Annotated in this window: 26 protein-coding genes; 17 read left to right on the forward strand and 9 right to left on the reverse strand. The window is 66.5% G+C overall.

The window, feature by feature from the left end; translation table 11 throughout:
* Positions 1 to 21: 21 nt before the first annotated feature.
* From KBY70_RS00765 to KBY70_RS00780, 4 genes are read right to left on the reverse strand one after another with little or no spacing between them, the layout of a single operon-like run.
* Positions 22 to 993 carry an asparaginase gene (locus tag KBY70_RS00765; protein WP_254987012.1) on the reverse strand — a complete coding sequence of 324 codons (972 nt, stop codon included), beginning with the start codon at positions 991 to 993 and terminating at the stop codon, positions 22 to 24.
* 19 nt (positions 994 to 1,012) lie between these two features.
* Entirely contained in the window at positions 1,013 to 1,495 is a 483-nt protein-coding gene (locus KBY70_RS00770) for a CGLD27 family protein (protein ID WP_254987013.1), read from the reverse strand.
* Positions 1,496 to 1,500: 5 nt separating this feature from the next.
* Positions 1,501 to 1,911, reverse strand: coding sequence for a ribosome silencing factor (gene rsfS / locus KBY70_RS00775; protein ID WP_254987014.1), 411 nt, complete (start codon positions 1,909 to 1,911; stop codon positions 1,501 to 1,503).
* Positions 1,904 to 2,539: a DUF3318 domain-containing protein gene (locus KBY70_RS00780; protein ID WP_254987015.1), complete on the reverse strand. Its 636-nt coding sequence runs from the start codon at positions 2,537 to 2,539 to the stop codon at positions 1,904 to 1,906. The genes rsfS and KBY70_RS00780 overlap by 8 nt, the downstream gene beginning before the upstream one ends.
* 97 nt (positions 2,540 to 2,636) lie before the next feature.
* Between KBY70_RS00780 and carB the strand changes: the two genes are divergently transcribed.
* From carB to KBY70_RS00805, 5 genes are read left to right on the forward strand one after another with little or no spacing between them, the layout of a single operon-like run.
* On the forward strand, positions 2,637 to 5,957 hold the full coding sequence (gene carB, locus KBY70_RS00785; RefSeq protein ID WP_254987016.1) for a carbamoyl-phosphate synthase large subunit: 3,321 nt from the start codon (positions 2,637 to 2,639) through the stop codon (positions 5,955 to 5,957).
* A gap of 25 nt (positions 5,958 to 5,982) precedes the next feature.
* Complete coding sequence (locus KBY70_RS00790) at positions 5,983 to 6,663, forward strand: DUF3386 domain-containing protein (RefSeq protein ID WP_254987017.1); 681 nt, start codon at positions 5,983 to 5,985, stop codon at positions 6,661 to 6,663.
* Positions 6,664 to 6,695: 32 nt separating this feature from the next.
* Positions 6,696 to 7,586: an ABC transporter permease gene (locus KBY70_RS00795; RefSeq protein ID WP_094559339.1), complete on the forward strand. Its 891-nt coding sequence runs from the start codon at positions 6,696 to 6,698 to the stop codon at positions 7,584 to 7,586.
* Positions 7,583 to 8,461 carry an ABC transporter ATP-binding protein gene (locus tag KBY70_RS00800; RefSeq protein ID WP_094559338.1) on the forward strand — a complete coding sequence of 293 codons (879 nt, stop codon included), beginning with the start codon at positions 7,583 to 7,585 and terminating at the stop codon, positions 8,459 to 8,461. The genes KBY70_RS00795 and KBY70_RS00800 overlap by 4 nt, the downstream gene beginning before the upstream one ends.
* On the forward strand, positions 8,442 to 9,455 hold the full coding sequence (locus KBY70_RS00805) for an ABC transporter substrate-binding protein (RefSeq protein ID WP_094559463.1): 1,014 nt from the start codon (positions 8,442 to 8,444) through the stop codon (positions 9,453 to 9,455). Before KBY70_RS00800 ends, KBY70_RS00805 begins: the two co-directional genes overlap by 20 nt.
* A 29-nt stretch (positions 9,456 to 9,484) precedes the next feature.
* Here the strand turns inward: KBY70_RS00805 and KBY70_RS00810 are convergent, their stop codons facing one another.
* From KBY70_RS00810 to KBY70_RS00820, 3 genes are read right to left on the reverse strand one after another with little or no spacing between them, the layout of a single operon-like run.
* On the reverse strand, positions 9,485 to 9,718 hold the full coding sequence (locus KBY70_RS00810; protein ID WP_094559337.1) for a DUF6447 family protein: 234 nt from the start codon (positions 9,716 to 9,718) through the stop codon (positions 9,485 to 9,487).
* 22 nt (positions 9,719 to 9,740) lie between these two features.
* Complete coding sequence (locus tag KBY70_RS00815) at positions 9,741 to 10,040, reverse strand: hypothetical protein (protein WP_094559336.1); 300 nt, start codon at positions 10,038 to 10,040, stop codon at positions 9,741 to 9,743.
* Positions 10,040 to 11,779, reverse strand: coding sequence for an ABC transporter ATP-binding protein (locus tag KBY70_RS00820; protein WP_254987018.1), 1,740 nt, complete (start codon positions 11,777 to 11,779; stop codon positions 10,040 to 10,042). Before KBY70_RS00820 ends, KBY70_RS00815 begins: the two co-directional genes overlap by 1 nt.
* A 35-nt stretch (positions 11,780 to 11,814) precedes the next feature.
* Between KBY70_RS00820 and KBY70_RS00825 the strand changes: the two genes are divergently transcribed.
* The 3 genes from KBY70_RS00825 (at position 11,815) to folP (ending at position 13,686) form a co-directional block, all read left to right on the forward strand.
* Positions 11,815 to 12,021, forward strand: a complete 207-nt coding sequence (locus KBY70_RS00825; protein ID WP_094559334.1) for an RNA-binding S4 domain-containing protein — start codon at positions 11,815 to 11,817, stop codon at positions 12,019 to 12,021.
* Between the two features lie 62 nt (positions 12,022 to 12,083).
* Positions 12,084 to 12,812 (forward strand): triose-phosphate isomerase, encoded by a 729-nt coding sequence (gene tpiA / locus KBY70_RS00830; RefSeq protein ID WP_254987019.1) that lies wholly within the window; start codon positions 12,084 to 12,086, stop codon positions 12,810 to 12,812.
* 13 nt (positions 12,813 to 12,825) lie between these two features.
* Positions 12,826 to 13,686 carry a dihydropteroate synthase gene (gene folP / locus KBY70_RS00835; protein WP_254987020.1) on the forward strand — a complete coding sequence of 287 codons (861 nt, stop codon included), beginning with the start codon at positions 12,826 to 12,828 and terminating at the stop codon, positions 13,684 to 13,686.
* On the opposite strand, the gene KBY70_RS00840 is transcribed toward folP, so the two are convergent.
* Entirely contained in the window at positions 13,641 to 17,645 is a 4,005-nt protein-coding gene (locus KBY70_RS00840) for a magnesium chelatase subunit H (protein WP_254987021.1), read from the reverse strand. The genes folP and KBY70_RS00840 overlap by 46 nt on opposite strands.
* A gap of 107 nt (positions 17,646 to 17,752) precedes the next feature.
* On the opposite strand from KBY70_RS00840, the gene dapB reads away from it, so the two are divergent.
* The 5 genes from dapB (at position 17,753) to KBY70_RS00865 (ending at position 21,273) form a co-directional block, all read left to right on the forward strand.
* The gene (dapB, locus tag KBY70_RS00845) at positions 17,753 to 18,604 is read left to right on the forward strand and encodes a 4-hydroxy-tetrahydrodipicolinate reductase (protein WP_094559330.1); all 852 of its coding nucleotides are present in this window, start codon (positions 17,753 to 17,755) and stop codon (positions 18,602 to 18,604) included.
* Positions 18,604 to 19,251: a hypothetical protein gene (locus tag KBY70_RS00850; RefSeq protein ID WP_254987022.1), complete on the forward strand. Its 648-nt coding sequence runs from the start codon at positions 18,604 to 18,606 to the stop codon at positions 19,249 to 19,251. The genes dapB and KBY70_RS00850 overlap by 1 nt, the downstream gene beginning before the upstream one ends.
* A gap of 214 nt (positions 19,252 to 19,465) precedes the next feature.
* Positions 19,466 to 19,723: a high light inducible protein gene (locus tag KBY70_RS00855; protein WP_094559328.1), complete on the forward strand. Its 258-nt coding sequence runs from the start codon at positions 19,466 to 19,468 to the stop codon at positions 19,721 to 19,723.
* A gap of 79 nt (positions 19,724 to 19,802) precedes the next feature.
* On the forward strand, positions 19,803 to 21,014 hold the full coding sequence (locus tag KBY70_RS00860; protein WP_254987023.1) for an FAD-dependent monooxygenase: 1,212 nt from the start codon (positions 19,803 to 19,805) through the stop codon (positions 21,012 to 21,014).
* A gap of 46 nt (positions 21,015 to 21,060) precedes the next feature.
* Positions 21,061 to 21,273, forward strand: coding sequence for a DUF2949 domain-containing protein (locus KBY70_RS00865; RefSeq protein ID WP_094559326.1), 213 nt, complete (start codon positions 21,061 to 21,063; stop codon positions 21,271 to 21,273).
* Positions 21,274 to 21,308: 35 nt separating this feature from the next.
* Here KBY70_RS00865 and KBY70_RS00870 read toward each other — a convergent pair whose 3' ends face one another.
* Positions 21,309 to 21,833, reverse strand: a complete 525-nt coding sequence (locus tag KBY70_RS00870) for an adenine phosphoribosyltransferase (RefSeq protein WP_254987024.1) — start codon at positions 21,831 to 21,833, stop codon at positions 21,309 to 21,311.
* A 41-nt stretch (positions 21,834 to 21,874) separates the two neighbouring features.
* Here KBY70_RS00870 and KBY70_RS00875 point away from each other — a divergent pair, with 41 nt between their 5' ends.
* From KBY70_RS00875 to KBY70_RS00890, 4 genes are read left to right on the forward strand one after another with little or no spacing between them, the layout of a single operon-like run.
* On the forward strand, positions 21,875 to 22,417 hold the full coding sequence (locus KBY70_RS00875; RefSeq protein WP_094559324.1) for a DUF3038 domain-containing protein: 543 nt from the start codon (positions 21,875 to 21,877) through the stop codon (positions 22,415 to 22,417).
* Between the two features lie 13 nt (positions 22,418 to 22,430).
* On the forward strand, positions 22,431 to 23,045 hold the full coding sequence (locus tag KBY70_RS00880) for a DUF4335 domain-containing protein (RefSeq protein ID WP_094559323.1): 615 nt from the start codon (positions 22,431 to 22,433) through the stop codon (positions 23,043 to 23,045).
* Between the two features lie 40 nt (positions 23,046 to 23,085).
* Complete coding sequence (locus tag KBY70_RS00885) at positions 23,086 to 23,334, forward strand: hypothetical protein (RefSeq protein ID WP_254987193.1); 249 nt, start codon at positions 23,086 to 23,088, stop codon at positions 23,332 to 23,334.
* On the forward strand, positions 23,331 to 23,696 hold the full coding sequence (locus KBY70_RS00890) for a hypothetical protein (RefSeq protein ID WP_233128422.1): 366 nt from the start codon (positions 23,331 to 23,333) through the stop codon (positions 23,694 to 23,696). Before KBY70_RS00885 ends, KBY70_RS00890 begins: the two co-directional genes overlap by 4 nt.
* The last annotated feature ends 415 nt before the right edge of the window (positions 23,697 to 24,111 follow it).

Below are 24,111 nucleotides of genomic sequence, written 5' to 3' on the forward strand. Positions count from 1 at the left end.
CAGCTGGTTCCGTCAAGCGGGTCAGTCGAAGCGCAGCTCCCCGAGCACCTCGAGGCGCAGATGGGGAGCCGGCTGCAAGAACTGGCTGCGCAGCTCCTCCAGGGTCATCGGCGTCAGCCAGTCGAGTTGCTCCAACAGGTGGAGGGCCACAGCATGTTTGGCCCGGGCGGAGCCGTCCTCCACCTTGATCGCGACCCCCATGCCCTCGCCGACGCGGCTCAGGCACTGGATGCCCTCGGCACCGCCCTTGCTGACCACCTGGCCGTGGCCGCGGCGCATCAATTCAGTGTCGAAGCGCCCCTCACCCGCCACCAGCTCCGGGTGGGCCAGCATGGCCCGGCTGAGCCGTTCCAGGTCGGCCTGGCTGCCGGCACCCAGGTGGGCATAGAGCAGGGCCATCTGGGCCAGCTGCAGCTGCAGGGTGGGGGCGCCGCAGTCGTCGCGGGCGGTGAGCAGCTCGGCGGCGGGCTGGGCGAGCAGATCGCCCACGCGCTTGAGCACCTCCTGCTGCAGGGGGTGCTCCTTCTGCAGGTAGCTCTCGGTGCTCCAGCCCAGGCGGCGGCAGGTGGCCAGAAAGGCCGCGTGCTTGCCGGAGCAGTTGTGCTCCAGGGGGCTGCTGCCGCAGTCGGGCACGGGGCACTGCAGTTGCTCGGCTTCGATCTCCGAACCCCAGAGCAGCTTGAAGGCTTCGCGGGCGTGCATGGCCGTGCCGGCATGGCTGGCGCAGGCGATGGCCAGGCCCCGCTCACCGCAGTTGCACTGCTCCGCCGCGCCGCTGCTCACAAACACGGTGGCCTGGAAGGGCTTGAGCGCGGAGCGCACGAAGCTCAGCTGCTGGGGATCACCGGCCCGCATCAACACCCGGCCCCGGCCGTCGCAAACCACGGCATGAACCCGGTGGCGGGATTCGACGATGCCGTTGCGCAGCAGGCGCACCTCCAGGGGAGGGACGCCCCCGCGGGAAGTGCCACCAAAACTGGAGGACAGGGTCACAGAAGCCCGGGAACCGATCTCACAGAGCCTGACAGAGGCTGGCCCCCGCCAAGGCCAGGATCACCGCCAGCGCCGCACCCTGCTGCAGCCGCCGCAGCACGGGCTGCACCTGGTGCTGGGCGACGAGCAGGTCCTGTTGGCGCCAGGCCAGGGGTTTCTCCCACACCTGGCCGTCGTACCAGCCGGATTCTTCGTACTCCACCCGCTCGGAGACCAGGCGCCGGTGGACGTAGGTCCAGCCCAGCCACTGGCGCACCAGCAGCAGGATCGGCAGGGCCACGGCCGCCACCATGCCCGCCAGCACCAACTGGGCCGGGTGGTGGCGCAGCACCCAGCTGCCCCTGGCCACCAGCACCGTGACGGGAAGCAGCAGCAGCCAGCTGGTGGCTAGGGGGCGCAACAGACCTGGCAGGTCGTGGGATGGCCAAACAAAAAACCAGGAGGCCAGCAACTGCTCGTATTCCTGCAGGGGCCGTTGCTCGGGCGGCACCGGGCACGGCATGGCGTTCAGGGAGAAACGATTAGGATTGAGCTTACGAAGCGCACCTGTTCGCCGTGACCCCAGAAGGATTCGAGGTCGTAGTAGGTGCGCTCGCTGGGGGTGAGCACGTGCACGATCACTTCGCCGTAGTCGAGCAGCATCCAGCGGCCCTCCTTCTGGCCTTCGCGCCGTAGGGGCAGCCGGCCGGTGGCCTCCTCAATCTGATCCTCAGCCGAGCGGGCGATGGCGCGCACCTGCACGTCGGAGAGGCCGCTGCAGATCACAAACCAATCGGCCAACGACGACACCTCGTCAACGCGAATCAGACGAATGTCCACGGCCTTGCGGTCGTCACAGGCTTCTGCCGCCAGCTTTGCCAGCTGCTCGCTGTCGAGCTCCTGGTGGGTCGTGGACCTGCCAGCGGGGGAATTAGCCATAGACGTTCTCACTGGTGACGGATTGACGCGAGCCCTGCTGCTGGGCCATTTCGGCCCGGGCCTTGCCGGCACTCTTGCGCAGTGCCTCGAGCCGGTCTTCGTAGAAGGCGCGCTTCTTTTTCTTGCGGGTCTGCTCCACCAGCTCCTTAAGGGCGCCGCCCAAGCTCTTGTAGGCATTGGGCAGGGTGTAACCGAAGCGGGTGGCCAGGTCGATGGCCCGCTCATCGGCGGCGATGGCATCCTGCAGCCGCTTTTCGGAATTGTTTTTGAGGTAGAGGCGGTAGCCGGCAAAGCCGGATAGGCCAAGGGCCATCACCAGCAGGAGGCCGTCCTGCACCCACAGCTCACCGATGGCGCCACCCAGGCCGATCGCCAGGGCCGCCATCTCCCAACCGTCGCGGGGCACCGCATCGTTTTGAAGGCGGCCCACCTCGTGCCAAAACAGCAGGTTGCGATGGTCGATCGCCAGCCCGTCCCAGCTTTCCAGGTCGACCTGAATTTCGACTTCATCGCGGCCGATTTCTTCGATGGTGATCAGGGGCGGCTCCACCGAGGCGGCCGCTTCCACAAACACCCAGCTCTGCAATTCAGGTGGCAGCAGCCCTTTCAGGCGCTGGAGCTCACTCATCTGGGGCTTCCGCGTTATCAAGCACGTTAGCGATTCCAGCCGCAGCTGCTGCCAGGGGGGCGTGAGAGGCTAGGCAGGTTTGGCTTGCCCACCCCCTATGCCCCGCCGCACGGACCTGAGGCGCATCCTGCTGCTGGGCTCGGGGCCGATCGTGATCGGCCAGGCCTGTGAATTCGATTATTCCGGCACCCAGGCCTGCAAAGCCCTGCGCGCCGAGGGCTTTGAGGTGGTGTTGGTGAATTCCAACCCGGCTTCGATCATGACCGATCCGGACATGGCGGATCGCACCTACATCGAGCCGCTGACGCCCGAGGTGGTGGCCAGGGTGATTGAAATCGAGCAGCCCGATGCCCTGCTGCCCACGATGGGCGGTCAGACCGCTCTCAACCTGGCGGTAGCCCTGGCTGAAAACGGCACCCTGGAAAAGCACGGGGTGGAGCTGATTGGCGCCAACCTGCAGGCGATCCGCAAGGCGGAAGACCGGCTGCTCTTTAAGGAGGCGATGGAGCGGATCGGCGTGGCGGTGTGTCCCTCCGGTATCGCCAACACGCTGGAGGAGGCGGAGCGGGTGGGCGAGGTCATCGGCAGCTACCCCCGCATCATCCGGCCGGCCTTCACCCTGGGCGGCAGCGGCGGCGGCATTGCCTACAACCCCGAGGAGTTCCGCGCCTTCTGCAAAAGCGGCCTGGAGGCCAGCCCCGTCTCCCAGATCTTGGTGGAGCAGTCGCTGCTGGGCTGGAAGGAATTCGAGCTGGAGGTGATGCGCGACAGCGCCGACAACGTGGTGATCGTTTGCAGCATCGAAAACCTCGATCCGATGGGGGTGCATACCGGTGATTCGATTACCGTGGCACCGGCCCAAACCCTCACCGACCGCGAGTACCAGCGGCTGCGCGACCAGTCGATCGCCATCATTCGCGAGATCGGCGTTGATACGGGCGGCAGCAATATTCAATTTGCGATCAACCCCGCCAACGGCGATGTGGTGGTGATTGAGATGAATCCGCGCGTATCGCGCAGCTCGGCGCTGGCATCGAAGGCCACCGGCTTTCCGATCGCCAAGATCGCCGCCCGCCTGGCGGTGGGTTACACCCTCGATGAAATCCTCAACGACATCACCGGTGCCACGCCGGCCTGCTTCGAACCCACGATCGATTACGTGGTCACGAAGATTCCCCGCTTCGCCTTTGAGAAATTCCGCGGCAGCCCCGCTTTGCTCACCACCTCGATGAAGTCGGTGGGGGAGGCGATGGCGATCGGCCGCTGCTTTGAGGAGTCGTTCCAAAAAGCGTTGCGCTCCTTGGAAACAGGCCACGCCGGCTGGGGTTGCGACCGGCCCGATGCCAGCTGGGAGCCCACTGAGCTGGAGCGGGCCCTGCGCACCGCCACGCCTGAGCGCATTTTCGCCGTGCGCGAGGCGATGCTTGCCGGCCGCAGCGACGATGAGATCCACCAGCTCAGCGCCATCGATCCCTGGTTTTTGGCCAAGCTGCGCTGCATCCTCGAGGCTGAGCAGCGGCTGCTGCGGGGCCGCCAGCTGCAGCAACTCGATGCCGCCGCCCTGTTGGAGCTCAAACAGTTGGGCTTCTCCGATCGCCAGCTCGCCTGGGCCACCGGCAGCGATGAGCTCACGGTGCGGCGCCACCGCCAGGGGCTGGGCATCAATGCCGTGTTTAAAACCGTCGACACCTGTGCGGCGGAGTTTGCCTCCAGCACGCCGTATCACTACTCCACCTACGAGCGGCCGCTGGAGCGGCTCAATGCGGCTGGTGGGCTGGAGATCGTGCCGCCTGAAAACGAGGTGCAGCCGGAAAGCCGCCGCAAGGTGATGATCCTGGGTGGCGGTCCCAACCGCATCGGCCAGGGCATCGAATTCGACTACTGCTGCTGCCACGCTTCCTTCGCCCTGCAGGCCGAGGGCTTCGCCACGGTGATGGTGAACAGCAACCCGGAAACGGTGTCGACCGACTACGACACCAGCGACCGGCTCTATTTCGAACCGCTCACCCTCGAAGACGTGCTCAACGTGATTGAGGTGGAGCATCCCGAGGGGGTGATCGTGCAGTTCGGCGGCCAAACGCCGCTGAAGCTGGCGATTCCCCTGCTGAATTGGTTGGCCTCCCCCGAGGGCCTGGCCACCGGCAGCCGCATCTGGGGCACCTCCCCCGAATCGATCGATGCCGCCGAAGACCGGGAGCAATTTGAGGCGATCCTGCGCCGGCTGGAGATCCGCCAGCCCCGCAATGGTCTGGCCCGCAGTGAGGCCGAGGCCCGGGCCATCGCCGCGCGCGTGGGCTATCCAGTGGTGGTGCGCCCCAGTTATGTGCTGGGCGGGCGCGCCATGGAGGTTGTCTACGACGAAGCCGAGCTCAACCGCTACATGGTGGAAGCGGTGCAGGTGGAACCCGACCACCCAGTGCTGATCGATCAATACCTCGATAACGCCATTGAAGTGGATGTGGATGCCCTTTGCGATCGGGAGGGGGTAGTGGTGATTGGCGGTGTGATGGAGCACATCGAACCGGCCGGCATCCATTCGGGCGATTCGGCCTGCTGGCTGCCTTCCGTGAGCCTGAGCGAGGCGGCCCTGGCCACGATCCGCGAGTGGAGCAGTGCCCTGGCCCTGGCCCTCGGGGTGCGCGGCTTGATCAACCTGCAGTTTGCGGTGCAGAACGACCCGGAGCAGGGCGAGCGGGTGTTCATCATCGAGGCCAATCCCCGCGCCTCCCGCACGGTGCCGTTTGTGGCCAAGGCCACCGGCGTGCCCCTGGCCAAGGTGGCCAGCCAGCTGATGGCCGGCCGCACCCTGGCGGAGCTGGGGCTCACGGCCGAGCCCATCCCGCCTCTGCAAACGGTGAAGGAGGCGGTGCTGCCGTTCAAGCGCTTCCCGGGTTCCGACACGTTGCTGGGCCCTGAAATGCGCAGCACTGGCGAGGTGATGGGCATCGCCAGCAGTGCCGGCATGGCCTATGCCAAGGCCGAGTTAGCCGCAGGGGAGGCCCTGCCCACCAGCGGCACGGTGTTTCTCTCCACCCACGACCGCGACAAGCCGGCCCTGCTGCCCGTGGCTGAGCGGCTGGTGGGGTTGGGCTTTGCCCTGATCGCCACCGGTGGCACCGCCGAGGCCCTTCGGGCTGCTGGCCTGCAGGTGGAATCAATCCTCAAGGTGCATGAGGGCCGGCCCAACATTGAAGATGCGATCCGCTCGGCCCGCATTCAGCTGATCATCAACACCCCGATCGGCCGCCAGGCCGCCCACGACGACAAATATCTGCGTCGGGCCGCCCTCGACTACGCCGTGCCGACGGTGACAACCCTGGCCGGGGCTAGGGCCGCTGTCGAGGCGATCACGGCGTTGCAGCAGCAGACCATTGAGGTGAATGCCCTGCAGGACATCCACCCCGGACTCACTCGTTAGGGTTGGGGGCCCGATAGATCCCGCTTTGACAGCCAGCACCCAGGTCAGCAACCAGATCACCTCAGGCAGCGACTGCACGGCGGCTTTCCGGGCCGCCTATGAAAATCGCTACACCTGGGAGCCGGATTTCGGTGGTTATCAGGGCCGCTGCATCTGGGAGCAAGACGAAAAGAAGGTCGAGGGCAGCTTCGTGGTGGCCGCCGACCTCAAGGCCACGGTGACTGGCGTCGCCGATGAGGAGATTCACAAGGCCCTGGCCTCCCAACTGTGGGAGGTGGCGATCCACCGGGTGCGGCGCAGCTTTGAGCAAACCCACGGCGCCAACACCTTCAGCGCCGGCGACACCGACGCGGTGGGCACTGAGGTGATCGTGGGCGGCAAAAACGAAGGCGATCGCTATCGCATCAAGGCAAATGTGGTGACGATGGTGCATCGCCACATTCATGGCACCGTGGTGACGATCTTCACCGAGAGCACAACAGACACCGGCAGCGGCTACCTGAGCCGCAGCTACACCAGCCAGTACGCCGATCCAGCAACTGGCGCAGCCAAGGGGGGCATCAGCCGTTTCACCGACACCTTTGTGCCCCTGGCTCGGGTGGGCCCCTGGGTGCTGAGCGAGCGGGTGGTTGAGACCGCTGCCCATGGCGACACGCCGGCCGGCCGCCAGGTGTTTCGTTTCGAGGATCTTGCCCCCTTGGCTTAAGCCAAGAGGCTGCTGCTAGGCACAATGCAGCCATGTTTTCCCTTTGGATTGGTGCCTACGACCAGGGCTTGGCCTATGCCGGTCTGGCCCTGGGCACCTACCTAACCCTGCGCGTCCTCAACTTCCCAGACCTCACGGTGGACGGGTCCTTTGCCCTGGGTGGTGGCACCGCTGCCGTGTTGATCAGTCAGGGCGCCCCGGTGCCGGTGGCCTTGGGGCTGGCGATCTTGTTTGGCTGCCTGGCGGGCACGGTGACTGGCCTGATTCACACCCGGCTGGGGGTGAATGATCTATTTGCCGGCATCCTCACCACCACCGGCCTTTATTCGATCACCCTGCGGCTGATGGGGCGCTCCAACATCCCCCTGTCTGAAACCCCAGCTGGAATTCTGGCCCTGCCCGACCTGGGCCTGGGCCTAGATGGTCAGTGGGCCGTGGGATTAACCCTGGCGACGCTTGGGATGATCCTGCTGATCTCCTTCCTGCTGGCCACCGATTTCGGCCTGTCTTTGCGCGCCCTGGGCAACAACCCCACCATGGCCCGCGCCAACGGCATCAACCAGCGCCGCGGGCTCACGGTGGGAATCGCTGCTGCCAATGGTCTGGTGGCCCTGGCCGGGGCGCTGGTTGCCACCTATCAGGGCTTTGCCGACGTGACCATGGGCATCGGCTCGCTGATCCTGGGACTAGGCATGGTGATCATTGGCGAATCGGTGCTGCGGCCCCGCTCGCTGCCCTGGGCCCTGCTGGCGGTGTCGGTGGGGGCGATTTTGTTCCGCACCATGATCGCCATCGCCCTGCAGTTGGGCCTCGAACCGGTTGATCTCAAGTTGGCAACGGCCCTGCTGCTGCTGATCGCCCTGGCCTTCGGGCGGCTGCGCATACCTGGGCTTTCGGCAGACCAGGGGAGGCAGGAGCAATGAGTTCTGCCCCTGCTCTCAGCGCCCCTGCTCTCAGCGTCCCGGGCCTCAGCGTTGAGGAGCTCAGCTGGGGCCATCCCCTGCCGGGATCGGGCTGGCGCCAATTATTCAGCGGTTTCTCGCTGAGCTGCCCCCCGGGTCAGTTTCTGGTGGTGATTGGCAGCAACGGCTCCGGCAAGAGCACCCTGCTCAATCTGGTGGCTGGCACCCTGCGCCACAGCGCCGGCCGTATCCACCTGGGCGGCCGCCCCCTGCACCGCCTGCGAGATCACCAGCGGGCCTGCTGGATTGGCCGGGTGATGCAAAACCCTCTGGAGGGCACATGTCCGGGGCTTACCGTGGCTGAAAACCTGCGGCTGGCGGAGCGGCGCAACAGGCCAGCCAGGTTTGCAGCAGGTTTTTTGATTAGTGCCTTTGGTGGCATTCATCCCAATGGCGGCGACCGCAGGCGCTACCGCGAGCTGCTGGGCGAGCTGGGCTTGCCCCTGGCCGACCGGCTCGATGAACCGGTGGGTCAACTTTCCGGAGGACAGCGCCAGAGCCTCAGCCTGGTGATGGCAACCCTGGGTTCCCCGGATCTGCTGCTGCTCGATGAGCACACCGCTGCCCTTGACCCCCGGGCCGAAGCAACGGTGATGGCGCTCACCGACAGGTTGGTGCGCCAGCTGGGCACCACCGCCTTGATGGTGACCCACAGCCTCGAGCAGGCCCTGAGCCACGGCGACCGGTTGGTGATGCTCCATGAGGGTGGCTTGATTGGCGATTGGAATGCTGCCGAGCGTGAACATCTCGACCCGGCCGCATTGCGGTCGATGTATGGCGCCGCCATAGTTGCGCCGCAGTCTTCCAGTGCCCCAGATGGGTCTTCAGCGTCGTGAATTTCTGAGCCTGGTTGGGGCTGGCGCTGTGAGCACGGTGGTGCTCTCCGCCTGCGGCAAGCTCGGTGGTGGCGCCAAGGTGAAAGGCCCCACCATCGGTATGCTGCAGATGGTGGAAGCTCCGCCTCCGACCAACACCCGCAAGGGCTTCGAAGCGGCCCTGGCAGAAGCGGGCTACATACCTGGCAAAACGGTCAACTTCATCCAGAAGGATGCGGCCGGCGAAATGCCCAACACCACCCTGGTGATGAAGCAGTTTGTGGGCGACCAGGTGGACATGATCCTGGCGGTGGGCACCCCGCCCCTGCAGGCCGCCATGAAGGTGGCCCCAGAAACCACTCCGGTGGTGTTCTGCTACTGCTCCAATCCCTGGGGTGCCGGTGCCGGCACGCCCCCGGGTGGCGTGGGGCAGCACAAGCCAAATGTGGTCGGCACGATCGGCACCAACCCGGTGGGCAAGGAGCTCGATTTGGCTCGCCAAATCAACCCTGAGCTCAAAACCGTGGGTCTGATCTTCAACCCCGGCGAGCCCAACTCCGAATACGAGGCCAAGGTGCTCAAGGAGGAGGCGGCCAAACGCAACATCACCGTTGTGGAGCAGTCGGTGGCCAACTCCGGCGAAGTGCTGCAAGCCGCCCAGGTGCTGGCCGACAAGAAGGTCGAGGCCTTCGTGAAGATCGGCGATTACGCCACGATTCAGGGCTTCGGCTCGATTGCCAAGGTGGGTCTCGAGAAGAAGATCCCCGTGTATTCGGTGGATGCCGACGACATCAAGCTGCCCGGCTGCCTGGCCACGATCGGCTGGGCCTACTTCGATGACGGCTACGCAGCAGGCAAGCTGGCGGTGCGGGTATTGAAGGGAGAATCGCCGGCCAAAATGGCCTTCGAGCCCCTCACCAAAACTGAGTTGATGGTGAACAAGGCCACCGCCGCAGCGATTGGGGTGACCCTGCCTGAGGAGCTAATCAAGGAAGCCCAGAAGGTGGTGAGCTAGAGCCCACCCCCATCAGATCACCCCTCTTTTCAGGGAAGGGGGATGATGTTTTGCAGCTTGTCGTTGAGCTGGCTGGCCATGGCTTGGCGGCCCACGGCAAGCACCTTCAAGGTGTCTTCGTGCATGCGCAGCTGGGCATCGGCCACCTGCATGCCCCGCACCAGCTCCTTCATCTCATCGGGAAGGCTGTTGAGGTCGTAGCGCTTGCCTTCGAAGGTGAGCACGGGCGGCTGGTTGCTGGCGGCTTGGCTGGCGCTATCCACGGAAAACAGATGACTGGACTCCTCAGGATACGGGGGGGACTCCAGCCGGTCGCTTGAAGAAAAACATCAGCAGGGGCCCCACCTGGGCTGCCTCCACCATCTCCCAATTCTCCTTGCCGAGGGCATTGAGGAAAAATTGCAGCTGCTCCGCCGGGTGGCGTGGCTTGGTGGCGGCAGCGTCGTACTGCTGGGGGAATTCCTGCTTCAGAAACTCCGGGCTGAGGGCGCCGCCCAGCCGCTCACTATCGGCCTCGGGGGAGGGAGGCCCTGGTGGATTGCCGCTTTCCACGTTGATGTGGATCACCCGGTATTCCCACGTCATCACGTCTGCAGATGAATGAATTGGCGCTCGCAGAGCTCGCGGTAGCGGCCTCCCTGCGCCATGAGCGCATTGTGACTGCCTTGCTCCACGATCCGCCCGCCATCGAGCACCAGGATCCGGTTAGCTCCCTGAACGGTGGCGAGGCGGTGGGCGATCACCAGCACGGTGCGTCCCGCCATCGCCTGCTCCAGCCCCCGCTGCACCGCCTCTTCGGCCTCGGCATCCAGGGCGCTGGTGGCTTCATCCAGCAACAGCACGGCGGGGTTGCCCAGCACGGCGCGGGCGATGGCCAGGCGTTGCAGCTGACCGCCGGAGAAGTTGCTGCCCCGCTCTTCGATGCGGCTGGCGTAGCCCTGGGGCAGGGCCTCAATGAACCCAGCGGCGTTGGCCAGCTCGGCGGCCTGCCGGATCGCCGCCTCGCTGGCGGGCCGCCCGAAGGCGATCGCCTCGGCCACGGTGCCCGAAAACACGCTGCTCTGCTGGGGCACCAGGGCCACCGCCCGGCGCAGGTCCCGGGCCCGCAGGTCGGCGAGGTTTTGGCCATCAAGCAGCACCCGGCCCTGCTGGGCGGTGTTGAAGCGCAGCAGCAGCGAAAACAGGGTGCTCTTGCCGGCCCCCGAGGGGCCGACCAAGGCCACCACCTGCCCCGGTTCAACGGCCAGGTTGAGGTCGTGCAGCACAGGCTGGCCAGGGCTGTAGCCGAAGCGCACCTGCTCGAGCACCAGCGCGCCACGCACGGGCCCGAGAGGTTGGGCCGTGGGGCTGTCGGGTGCTTCCACCGGTTCTGCCTCAATGGCCCGCAGCCGACGCAGCGAGGCCTGGCCCTGCTGGAATTCGTTGAAGTTGGTGGTGAGGTGGGAGATCGGATCGATCAGCATCAGCAGCGCCGCCACATAGCTGCTGAACCCCTGGCTGCTGAGGCCACCCGCCTGGATGCGGGCGGCGCCGATCAGCAGCACCGTGAGAATGCCGGCGGCCTCCAGGAAGCCCACCACCGGATGCTGCAGGGCCAGCAGCTTCAGGGTGCGGTAGCGGGCTCGGCGGTGCAGGTCGATCTCGGCGTCAAAGCGCTGCTGCAGCCAGGGTTCCGCGGCAAAAGCGCGCACCAGCGGCAGCCCGCCAATCGCCTCACCCAGCAGGCCGGCCAGCTCGCTCACCTGCTTCTGGCTGCGCTCGGCCGCCGCCATCACCCGGGCGCCGAAGCTGCTCACCAACAGCACCACCAGGGGGGCCAGCAGCAGGGTGGCGAGGGCCAGGGGCCAGTCGAGCCACACCATGTAGCCCAGCACCACCACCAATTGCAGGGCGCTGGGGGTGGTGTCTTGGATGGTCTTGTAGATCACCTCGCCAACGCGGTCGGCGTCTTCGGTGAGGCGGTAGGTGAGGTCGCCGGCCGAGAGCTTCTCCAGGGCGCCGAACTCCAGGCGCTGCAGCCGGGCAAACAGCCCACGGCGCAGCTCCTGGCTCACGCGTAGGGCCGGGCCGGCCAGCAGGGTGTCCTGGCCAAACTGGGCCGCCTTCTGCACCAGAAACAAGCCCAAGGCCGCCGCGATCGTGCGCAGCACCACTGGGAAGTTGCCGGCGCCGATGGCGGGGATGAGCTGACCGGCCAGCCAGGCCAGCAGCGGCCAACAGCTCACGTAGATGAGGATGCACAGACCCCCGGCCAGCAGGCGCCTGCCGTAGGGCTTCAGCAGCGGCCAGAGGTGACGGAAGCCGGCCGGCGACGGTGCAAGCATGCAGTCACGGTATCGCCACCGTTGCGGGCTCATCCTTGAAACTCGATCAATTCCTCAAGTACCAGGGCCTGGTGGGCACCGGCGGTGAAGCCAAGCTGCGCATTCAACGGGGGGATGTGCGCGTCAATGGCGCCATCGAAACCCGCCGGGGTCGCCAGCTGGCCCTGGGGGATGCGGTGGCCCTCGATGGCCGCGAGGTGTTGTTCACGCCGCCCCGTGAGGTGCCCAGAGCCCGGCCCTGATCCAGGGTTCAGGGAGTGACCGGCGGCCCATTAGGTTTTGCTGACGTCGTTGGGGTGGGCCGGTGCGCAAGGCCGTGATCGCGGGCAACTGGAAGATGCACATGACCTGCGCTGAGACGCGGGTGTTTGCGGCCACGTTCCGACCGCTGATTGCCGATCTCCCCGACGACCGGGAGGTTGTGATCGCTCCGCCTTTCACCTCGATTCCCACCCTCTGCCGCCACCTCGCGGGGGCCGGGGTGCAGATTGCTGGTCAGAACGTGCACTGGGAGGACCAGGGCGCCTACACCGGCATGATCTCGGCGCCGATGCTGGTGGAGCACGGCGTCAGCCACGCGATCGTGGGCCACAGCGAGCCGCGCAAGTACTACAGCGAGAGTGATGAGCAGATCAATCTGCGGGCCCGCAACGCCCAGATCCATGGCCTGATCCCGATCCTCTGCGTGGGCGAGAGCCTCGACCAGCGCGAGTCCAACGAAACCGAGCGGGTGATTCACCGCCAGATCGAGCAGGGGCTGGAGGATGTGGACCCCACTCGGCTGATCGTGGCCTATGAGCCTATCTGGGCGATCGGTACCGGCAAAACCTGTGCCGCCGAGGAGGCCAACCGCATCTGCGGGCTGATCCGCGGCTGGGTGGGCAATGCCAGTGTCACGGTGCAATACGGCGGTTCGGTGAATCCGGCCACCATCGACGACCTGATGGCCCAGAGCGAGATCGACGGCGTGCTGGTGGGTGGTGCTTCCCTCGATGCGGTGAGCTTCGCCCGCATCGCCAACTACGGCCGCTGAGGGGACTCGCTTGATGGGCGAGCCTCGCTTCCCCTGGGGTGGGCGCACTGCCGTGATGGGGGTGCTCAACCTCACCCCCGACTCCTTCAGTGAAGGCGGGAGGTTGGCCAGTGTGGAGGCCGCAGTGCGACAGGCCGGCCTGATGCTGGTCCAGGGGGCTGATCTGCTCGATCTGGGTGCCCAGAGCACCCGCCCCGGTGCCGAGGAGGTGGGGCCGCAGCGGGAGCTGGAGCGGCTTTTGCCGGCCCTGGCCGCGATTCGCGCTGCCCATCCCAACGCCCTGCTCTCGATCGACACCTTTCACGCCCCCGTGGCCGAGGCCGCCCTGGCGGCTGGGGCCCACTGGATCAACGATGTGAGCGGCGGCCGCCGCGATCCCGCCTTGCTGCGGCTGGCGGCGTCGGCGGGGTGCCCCCTGGTGCTGATGCACAGCCGCGGCGATAGCCGCAGCATGGATCAGCTGGCGCACTACGACGATGTGGTGGCGGAGGTGCGCGCTGGCTTGCTGGCGGCCACGGAAACCGCATTCGCGGCGGGTGTGCGGGCAACGCAGGTGATCTGGGATCCGGGGCTGGGTTTTGCCAAGGACACGGGCCACAACCTGGCGCTGCTGCGGGGCCTGGCGCTGTTGGCGGGCGAGGGCTTTCCACTGCTGGTGGGCCCCTCACGCAAGCGCTTCATCGGGGCCGTGCTGAACGAATCCCGGCCTCGGGCGCGGCTCTGGGGCACGGCGGCGGTGTGCGGCTTTGCCATCGCCCAGGGGGCGCGGATCCTGCGGGTGCATGACGTGGGGCCGATCGCGCAGACCGCCCGCATGGCCGATGCCCTTCAGGGCTCCGTGACACCTTCGATCCGGTCTTCGATCTCCTGGTAGATCTCCTGCAGTTGGGCGATGTTCTCGTCGCTGGTTTCCCAGTAGCCGCGGCCGTTCACTTCCAGCAGGGTGCCCACGATGCGGCGGAAGCTGTGGGGGTTGAGCTCCATCAGCCGCTTGCGCATCTCCGGGTCGTTGATGAAGGTGTCGTTGGCTTCCTCATACACGAAGTTGTCCACCGCGCCGCTGGTGGCACTCCAACCCAGGGTGAAGTTGAGCCGCTTGGCGACTTCGCGCACACCCTCATAGCCGCTGTTCAGCATGCCCTCATACCACTTGGGGTTGAGCAGCTTGGTGCGCGAATCGAGCCGAATTGTTTCACTAAGTGAGCGCACCTGGGCATTGGCGGTGGTGGTGTCGGCGATGTAACTCGATGGTGCCTTGCCGTCGTCGCGCAGGCCCTGGATCAGCTTGGTGGGATCGGAATCGAAGTAGTGGCTCACATCGGTGAGTGAGATCTCGGCAGAATCCAGGTTCTGGAAGGTCACATCAGCAGTTTTCATCGCCGATTCGAACACGTCGCGGTTCTGGTTCATCTCGCCGGGATTATCGGCGTTGAAGGCAAAGGTTTTGCGCGAGAGGTACATCTCCTGCAGCTCGTTCTCCTCCTCCCAGGTGCTGTTCTCCACCGCCAGGTTGACGTTGGAGGAATAACTGCCGCTGGCATTGGAGAACACCCGGGTGGCCGCGTCCCGCAGGGAGACGCCCTGGGCTTCGGCCTGCTCCTGGGCGTGACGCCGCACGAAGTTCATCTCCAGGGGCTCATCGGCCTCGGCCGCCATCTTCACGCCCTGGTCGATCAGGCCCATCTGGTTGATGAACAGGTCGCGGAACACGCCGCTGCAATTGACCACCACGTCGATGCGGGGGCGGCCCAGTTCTTCAAGGGAAATCAGTTCGAGCTTGTTCACCCGGCCGAGGGAATCGGGCACGGGCCGCACGCCGATGAACCACAGGATCTGGGCCAGCGATTCGCCGTAGGTCTTGATGTTGTCGGTGCCCCAGAGCACGCAGGCGATGGTTTCGGGCCAGGCGCCCTGCTCCGCCTTCTGGCGCTCGATCAGCCGGTCCACCACCACCTTGGCCGCTGCAATCGCGGCGCGGGTGGGAATCGACTGGGGATCAAGGGCGTGGATGTTCTTGCCGCTGGGCAGCACGCCGGGGTTGCGGATCGGATCGCCGCCCGGGCCGGGCAGCACGTATTCGCCATCGAGGGCCTTGAGCAGGCTCTCCATCTCCATGTCGGCGCAGATCTGCTCGAGGCAGAAGCGCAAGTAACCAAACAATTTGTCGAGCTCGGCTTGATCCACCTCGCCAAAGCCGGCGCTGCGGCAGGCGCTCAGCCAGGGGCTGGGCAGCTTGAAGCCAAACTGCTCGAGCAGCTTGAACAGCCAACCGAAGTTTTCGCGCAGGGTCACCCGGCCATCGGCGCCGGTGACGGCCTTCACCATCGCGCCCACCGCTGCGCGACACACCTCGGTGATGGTGCAGTTGAGCTCCACATCGGCGAGCACGCCCTCGTCGTTGCCCTTGTAGACGTCGGCAATCGTGCGGCCCCGGCTCTCGGCCAGCAGGCCTGGCAGGGAGCGCAGACCGTCTTCCTCGCGCTCGAGAGCAGCGATGTTCACCAGGGTGGCGATTGCCTCTTCGGCGGTGGGAGGCTTGCCGATCGTGTGCAGACCGCAGGGCAGCAGCCGGCTCTCGATCTCCATCAGTTGGCGGTACACCGCCCCCACCACGCCGTCGCGGCCGTCGAGGTCGAGCTCGGAGCCGTCGACGTCGGGCAGCACCACGTCTTTGTCAAGGTTGCACTGGCGCGCCGTTTCCACGATCGCGTTGACGATCTGCACGCCTCTAGAGCCTTCGCGCAGCTGCTGGTAGGAGCCCACCAGCTCACCCAGCTCCTTGAGGCCCTTGTAGAGGCCAGCGTTTTCAGCTGGCGGCGTGAGGTAGCTGATCGTGGAGGCGTAGCCGCGCCGTTTGGCGATCGTGGCCTCGCTCGGGTTGTTGGCGGCGTAGTAATAGAGGTTGGGCAGGGCGCCGATCAGCGAATCGGGGTAGCAGGTTTCGCTCATGCCCATCTGCTTGCCGGGCATGAACTCCAGCGAGCCGTGGGTGCCGAAGTGCAGCACCGCATCGGCCTGCCACACCTTCTCCAGGTAGGTGTAGTAGGCGGCAAAGCCGTGGTGGGGGCTGGCGCTGCGCGAATAGAGCAGCCGCATCGGGTCGCCCTCGTAGCCAAACGTCGGCTGTACGCCGACAAACACGTTGCCGAAGTGGCGGCCGTAGATCAGCAGGTTGGTGCCATCGCTGTTGAGGTTGCCGGGGGGCTTGCCCCAGTTTTCTTCGAGCCGCTCGGAATAGGGAGTGAGCCGCTCGTATTCCTCCACGCTCATGCGGTGGGCGATCGCCAGCTCCGGGGCGCCCTGGAGCGCTTCGGGGTCGTTGATCACCGCCTCCATCAGCGCCTTGGAGTTGTGCGGGAGATCCTGCACGTCGTAGCCCTTGGCCTTCATCTCCTCGAGCACCCGGTGGATCGAGCCGAACACATCGAGGTAGGCGGCGGTGCCCACGTTGCCCTTGTCGGGCGGAAAGCTGAACACGGTGATCGCCAGCTTCTTCTCGGCCCGGGGCTTCACCCGCAGCGAAGCCCAGCGAATCGCCCGCTCGGCGATCGCATCCACCCGGTCCTGCAGGGTGTGGGCCTTGCCGGTGGCGTCATCGCGGCCGCTCAGCACGATCGGCTCGATGGCACCATCGAGTTCGGGGATGGCGATCTGCAGCGCCACCTGCACCGGGTGCAGGCCCAGGTCGCTCTCCTCCCACTCCTGGGTGGTCTGGAACACCAGCGGTAGGGCCACCATGTAGGGGCGGTTGAGCTTTTTCAGCACCTCGATCGCCTTGGGATGGTCCTGACGGGCCGGGCCACCGACCAGGGCAAAGCCGGTGAGCGACACCACCCCATCCACCAGGGGCACGTCCGGGTTGAGCGGGTCGTAGAAGAAGGCATTCACCGGCTTGGTGAAGTCGAGCCCGCCGCAGAACACCGGGATCACGGTGGCGCCGCGGTATTCCAGCTCCTGAATGATCGCCACGTAGTGGGCCTCATCGCCGGTGACAATGTGGCTGCGCTGCAGCACCAAGCCGATCACAGGACCCTTGCGGGCCGCCTCTGATAGCTCGCTGCGGCTGGCGGTCCAGTTGAGGTATTCCTTGAGGTCTTCGAACATCCCCGGCGCCAGGGGGTGCCAGATGCCCAGGTCGGGAAACACCTCGGGCTCGGCCACCACCACGGCGGCGCGGTCGCTGTCGCCCTTCGGGAACACGTATTTGTCGGCCAGCATCAACAGGAAATTCCTGAGGTTGTCTGGCGTGCCGCCCAGCCAATACTGGAAGCTGAGCATGAAGGAGCGGGCGTCTTGAGCCTTCTCCACCGGCAGATATTTGAGAACCGTCGGCAGGGTGTTGAGCAGCTTCAACATCGCGTCCTGGAAGCCGGCGCCGCCAGCCTCCTTGCGCTTTTTCATGAAGCTGGCGATGGCGCTCTTGCTCTGGCCCAGCTGGGCCATCGAGAAGGTGCCGAGCTTGTTGAGCCGCATCACCTCCGGCATGGAGGGGAACACCACCGCCGCCTTGAGCCGGTCGCGGTGGGGGGCCACCGCCTCCACCACTTTCTGAGCCAGGTCCTCAATGAAGATCAGCGAAGCGATGAACACATCGGCTGAGGCCACATCGGCCTGGAAGTCGGCGTAGTTCTGGGGGTCGCGCAGCTCCTCGATCAGGTAGCCGCTCAGCTCGATCGCCAGGGGGCCGTTCTGGGCGTTGAGCGAGGTGGCGGCCTGGGTGAGGGCGTTTTGATATTGGGGTTCGAGCACCACATACACGGCCTTCATCACGGCCCGGCCGTTCACGTCGCCCGGGGTGACGCGGCGGTTGGTGGAGCGGACCTGCGTGAACATGCGCGCGGTGGGAGTGAGCACTGGAAAGGAATCTACGGAGGGAGGCGCCGGGATGCCAGCGCTGCACGCCGTTGAGCCATAGGCTCGCGAACACTGCTACCGCCGCCATGTCCAGCTCTGCCACGCCTCCGCCGGCGCCGATCCCCGTGGTGGTGGCCGGTGCCCTGGGCCGCATGGGCGCCGAAGTGGTGAAGGCGGTGCAGACCGCGGCGGATTGCGCGTTGGTGGGGGCGATCGACACCACGCCGGACAAGGAGGGCACGGATGTGGGCCTCGAACTCGGGCTGGGCGAGCTGGAGGTGGCGATCACTGCCGATTTCGAGGGGGTCCTCTGCCAGGCCAGTCAGGCTGCCCGCCAGGGTGGCGCGGCGGTGCTGGTGGATTTCACCCACCCCTCGGTGGTCTATGAGCACACCCGCGCCGCGATTGCCTACGGGGTGCATCCCGTGATCGGCACCACCGGCCTGAGCCCGCAGCAGCTGACCGATCTTGCCGCCTTTGCCGACAAAGCCTCGGTGGGCGGGGCCGTGATCCCCAACTTCTCGGTGGGCATGGTGCTGCTGCAGCAGGCCGCCGCCGCCGCCGCCCGCTTCTACGACTTCGCTGAGCTCACCGAGCTGCACCACAACCGCAAGGCCGATGCCCCCAGTGGCACCTGCATCAAGACCGCCGAGCTGATGGAAGAGCTGGGCAAATCCTTCAACCGCCAGCAGGTGGAGGAGCACGAAACCCTGGCTGGCTGCCGCGGCGGCCAGCGCGAGAGCGGCCTGCGGCTCCACTCCATCCGCCTGCCCGGTCTGGTGGCCCATCAGGAGGTCATGTTCGGAGCTCCCGGGGAGACCTACACCCTGCGCCACGACACGATTGATCGTTCCGCCTACATGCCTGGCGTGCTGCTCACGGTGCGCAAGGTGCGCCAGCTGGGTGGCCTGGTGTATGGCCTGGAGAGGTTGCTCTAATGTTGACTCTGCTTCGACCGGGTGAACTGCCGCGTTTGATCCCAGCGGTCGCCACTGGACCCCAGTTCAACGCCTGCACCGGCAACCCCCGCAAGGTGCTGCAGCGGGTGCTGATCTCGGTGATCGGCGCCGTGATCACCCTGCTGATCAGCCAGACCTTGTTGTTCACCAGTCAGTTCGGTCCAGTGTTTCTGGTGGTGGGCGTGGTTTTTGCCCTCTACCTGCTCTGGGGGCCGATCCTGGAGGCGGGCCAGAAAAACGCCACCCTGCGCCGCTACCCGGCCGCCGCCCTGTTTGAGGGTGAGGTCGCCGACCTCTACACCCGCGAGATCGTTGAGGAGCGCCGCGAGCAGGCCAACAACAACGGCCGCCTCGAGCTGGTGGAAAACCGGCGCACCTGGCTCACCCTTGAGCTGGCGGATGAGGAGGGCTATCTCGGCAAGGTGCGCTTCCCGTTCGAGAAGAAGCACCAGCAGATCCGGGCCGGCATGGTGGTGCGGGTGCTGGTGCTCAGCGAGCGCAAGGACTTCTCACGGGTGGGGGCGATCAGCGACGCCTGGCTCCCCCAGCTGAAGCTGTGGGTGGGCGAGTACCCGTTCCTGCTGCGGCCGGCCTTTGAAGAGCTCTGCCTGAAGCGGTTCCGCTAACGCCAATGCGTGGCTGGCGCCGCCTGGCGTTGGACGTGTTGGCTGTTTTTGGAAACTGGACGTTGTTCAACAGCCTGTTGAACAAACCGAAATCGCCTATGAGACGGGCTTCTCGCAGTGGGCACCCCGGCTCGCCCGCCACGATGAGCGCGGGATCCGTTATAGGCTGCAATATTGCGTTACAATTCATCCATCGCCACGCCAGAGGCTCCTCGTGACTCAGACCACCCCCTCCATCGAAGCCGCCACTATCCGCGGTGCCACCGTCACCACCGAAGACGGCGGCCGCCTCAACGCCTTTGCTACCGAGCCCCGCATGGAAGTGGTGTCCACCGAGAGCGGCTGGGGCTTCCATGAGCGCGCCGAAAAGCTCAACGGCCGCATGGCCATGCTCGGCTTCATCGCCCTGCTCGCCACCGAATTCGCCCTGGGCGGTGAATCCTTCACCCGCGGTCTGCTCGGCATCGGCTGAGGCTCCTGCTGAGCCATCGCCGCAGCACTTTTGCTGCGGCTTTTTTGTGCCCCTGCCCTGGGCTGCGCTATCTCCCGCCATGGTTCCTTCAAATCCGGTGTTGCGGGCCCAGGTGAACGGGGCGGGACCCACCGGAGCCCTGGCGGCGCTCGCCCTGGCGGATGCCGGCTGGCAGGTGTCCATCAGCGACCCGTTGCTCGCCGCCAGCCTGCTGGAGCGCAACCGGGCCTACGCCTTCACCCACTCCAGCCAGCGCCTGCTTGCGCAGTTAGGGCTGTGGGAGGAGCTCCGAGCGGCCATGGTGCCGTTCCGCTCCCTGCAGCTGCTGGATCTGGCCATCGATCAGCAGGTGCCCTTTGGCCTGGCGGATCTGGGCCGGCGGCTGGCGGCCGCCCCTGGAGCGGCGGTGGGTTGGGTGGCCCTGCACCGTCCCCTGCTCGGCGTGCTTCTGGAGCGCCTGGCCGCCCACCCAGCCATCAGCATGAAGCTGGGGGTGGGGGCAACAGCGGATCCTGCCCGCCCGGCTGATCTGAGCTCGGCAGATCTGAGCCCGGCTGATCTGAATGCGGCAGATCTGATCGTGGCCGCCGACGGGCCCCAGTCCCCCAGCCGCGACGCCCTCGGCATCGGGGTGGTTCAGTGGCCCTACCGCCAGAGCTGCCTCACGGCCCTTGTGCAGCTGCGCGGCAGCGCCGACGACCAGGCCTGGGAGCTGCTGCGTCCGGAAGGGCCGTTTGCAGTGTTGCCCCTGGGGGCAGGGCAGTTTCAGCTGGTGTGGAGTGCGCCGGCTCCGCGTTGCCGTCAGCTCGAGAGCCTGGGCGATGCCGCCTTTCTCGATGCCCTCGCCGGGGCCCTGCCGGATCAGCTCCAACCCGATGCTCTGCTCGACGACCCTCGGGCTTTCCCGGTGTCGTTGTTGCTGGCCCGCCGGCTGCACCGCGGCCGCACGGTGCTGGTGGGGGAAAGTGGCCACCGCTGCCATCCGGTGGGCGGCCAGGGGCTGAATCTGTGCTGGCGCGACGTGGCCCAGCTGCATCGTTTGGCCCGGCGGGTGCGTGCCGGCCGCATGGCTGTGGAGCGGCTGCCAGCGGCCTACGGGCGCCGCCGCTGGCCCGATCTGTTGCTCACCCTGGTGGCTACCGACCTGCTGGTGCGTGTCTTCTCCAACCGCGCGCCACTGCTGCTGGCCCTGCGCCGGTTTGCCCTGCTCCTGCTGGCCCGCCTGGCGCCCCTGCGGCAGCTGAGCCTGGCGGCCATGACCCAAGGCCCTTGCCAGCTGCTGCGGCGTTGATCAGCATGGAGGTGCTCCAAGCGCTCGATCCCCCGCTGAGCTGCCCATGGTGATCAGCACCACCTCCCAGCCGCCGCCGTCGCCAGCCCTGGTGCGGTTGCTGCGCCATCAGTTCGGCCTGAGTGAGAGCGCCCTGGCCCTGGGCCTGCGCCAGGCCCAGCAGGAGCAGGCACCCCTGCCGGTGGTGCTCTGGCGCTTTGGCCTGATCAGCCTCGAGCAGTTCGATGCCCTGCTGGCCTGGCAGGACAGCAACCCCTAGGGCCCGCCCGGCTCAGTTTTCCAGTTCAGCTCAGTTCAGCTGTAGATGATCAGCGACTCCACCGGCTGATCGTCAGGCAGCTTGCGCCGTCCCTCCAGGGCCGCCAACTCGGCCACAAAGCCGAAACCACACAGCTGCCCGCCGGCGGCCGCCACCAGCTCGGCGCAAGCCGCCGCGGTGCCGCCGGTGGCCAGAAGGTCGTCGATGATCAGCACCTTGGAGCCATCGGCGAGGGCATCGCTGTGGATCTCCAGGCGGTCGCTGCCGTATTCCAGGGCGTAGTCGACCCCGGTCACGGTGCCCGGCAGCTTGCCGGGCTTGCGCACCGGCACAAAGCCCAGCCGCACGGCCGTGGCCAGAGCGGTGCCCACGATGAAGCCGCGCGATTCGATGCCCACGATCAAGTCGGGCTGCAGCCGCTCACACACGGAGGTGAGCTGGCGGATCACCTCCTGCCAGCCGTCGGGGTCGCGCATCAGGGGTGTCAGGTCGCGAAACAGGATGCCGGGCTTGGGGAAATCAGGCACATCCCGCACGAATTCCCGCAGGTCTGGAGCCATGGACGTGACGGGTGGGTGCACTTGCTGGCATCATCGCAGCCATGCCCCAGGACCCAACCGCGCCGGAATCCAGCGCCCGGCTTCCCCGCCGGGGCCTGGAACGCCTCGACCTGCTCTTGCTCAGCGTGGAGGCCCTCGACCTCAACGGCGGTGAGGCGATGGTGTGGATGAGTGAGCAGATGGGTTTCACCAGCCTCTTCCCCAACCGGGTGGAGCTGTGGAAGCGTCGCTGCACCAACCCCCTGCGCCGCACCACCCGCCGCGGTGCGCTGGAGCCAGCGGAAACCGATGCCCTGATCCGCATCCTCTGCGCCCTGGCCGATCGCCTCTACCCGTTGCTGCGCGGCCTGCTCTCCACGGCCGAGCCGCCCGAGGTGCTGAGCCAGCGCTGGGCCCTGTTTCGCGGCCGCCTGGCCGAATTGATTCGCGAGCGGATGAACCCCCGCCGCAGCGGCGTGCAACTGTTGCTGGATCCAGAGGGCGGCGCCCGCCAGGCGCGGCTGCTGGTGCAGGCCCTCTCGCTGGGTTCCGGTGTGGGCGGCTTTGAGCGCCTGCGGGCCAGCCTCCTCGATGCCCAGTCATGAAGCAGGTCAACCCATGAAGCAGATCCTGCAGTTCGACCAACTCAGCTGCCGTCTCAAGGTGGAGGGCCTGCCGGATGTGTCGGTGGGCCAGAGCGGTGCTGCTCTCGGCATCATCACGGGCTGGTCCTTGCAGTGGGCGGGACGCCCCGAGCTGGAAGGCCGCAAAGAGCACCTGTTGGCGCTGATGCAGGTGGTGCTGCCCTATGCCCGCTACCTGATCAGCGGCGTGCCGCGGCGCTTCGGTGCCGAGCCCCAGCCTGTGGAGATTGGCCCTGCCTCCGAGGGGGGCCACAGCCTGCTGTTGCGCAGCAGCCAGCCCGACACACCGCCCCTGCAGCTCGCCCTCGATGACGCTGAGCTGGCTGATCTGGTGCGGGTGCTCGATCAGCTGCGGCTCGACGCGCGCCTGCAGCTGCCCCTGGAGTTGCCCGCTCCGGTGCCCCTGCGGGCCCGCGAACTGCTGGAGCGGCGCCCCCTTGCCCAGCGCCTGGCGGCGCCGCTGGGCGGTGTGTTGGCCCTGGCCCTGGCCTCGGGCCTGGGTTTGCTGATCCCCGAGCCCAAGCCCGCCGCCGCCCCTGGCCGGCCGGAGTCCAGTCAGCCGGCCCGGGGTGCGACTCCTTCCCCTTGACGTTGCCGGTCGGCTGGCCACACTGAGCGACAAAGAGTCCATGGCGGCGATGACCTGGTCGGAACTGCGGATCAGGGTGGCGCGGCTTGGAGCGGCCCTGGATGTGGTGGTGCGCAGCGATCCGGAGGTCTGTGGACGCAGCGGCGATGATTTTCGCCTGTCTCTGCACCACGGCGGTCAGGGGGATTGCACCGTGGTTGATCTCTCGTTGATCGATTGCCCCAACGAGCTGGTGTTGATGGAATTTGAGCGCTGGATGCGCGGTGCCGGCTACGCCCTCGAGGTATGACGTCTCCCCGCCGCCGTGCCCTGCAGCTTCCGGCCACCGGCACCTCGACGCGGCGGGTGTTTCGCCGCCGCCGCCGGCCAGTCCGCTGGCGACAGGTCTGCATTGCCCTGCTGTTGGGGGCAGCCGGGGTGGGCTTGCTGATCGTCCTCTTGCAGTTGCCCGAGCGCTTCGACACGTTCCTGGTGCTCAGCACCGCCTTGGCCAACCTGATCGGAGGGGTGCAGCAGGCACTCTGGGGTTTGCTGCAGTTGCTGGCCGTGGTGCTGCTGGTGCTGGTCGCCATCGCGGCCCTGGGCCTGGTGGCGGCGGGACTGATCCGTCTGGTGCGGGCCTTCTTGCCCCAGCCCTCGCCCCGCCGTTGATCCGGGGGGCCAGTCCTCGAGGCGCGCAACAACGCTTTCTTCGCCCACAACCATTGATGTCAGCTGTGCAGCCGCTGGAACCACAGCCCCGCCAGTTGGTAAGAGCTCCACAGGAAGGCCAGCAGGAACAGCCAGTTCAACCAGGCTGGACGCTGGGGAGACTCGGGGGCCATGGGCGGCAGACGGTGGGGCAATGGTGTTCCAGACTGGCACCGGGATCCCATAAAAAAGCAGGGATTCCTCCCTGCCTGATCACCACTCCCTTCATGGCGCTCAATGGCACCGTAGGGAGGAGCTCCGTTGTGGCCTCGAATCCACCCCTTTTTCACTGGATCACGCACTGTGAAGGCCTGGGCGGTGCAGGCTTGATCCCCCGTAACCTTTGGCCTCCTGACTGATGCGATCGGGGCCTGGC

This window comes from Cyanobium sp. ATX 6E8 (genome assembly GCF_024346335.1).
GTDB lineage: Bacteria > Cyanobacteriota > Cyanobacteriia > PCC-6307 > Cyanobiaceae > Cyanobium_A.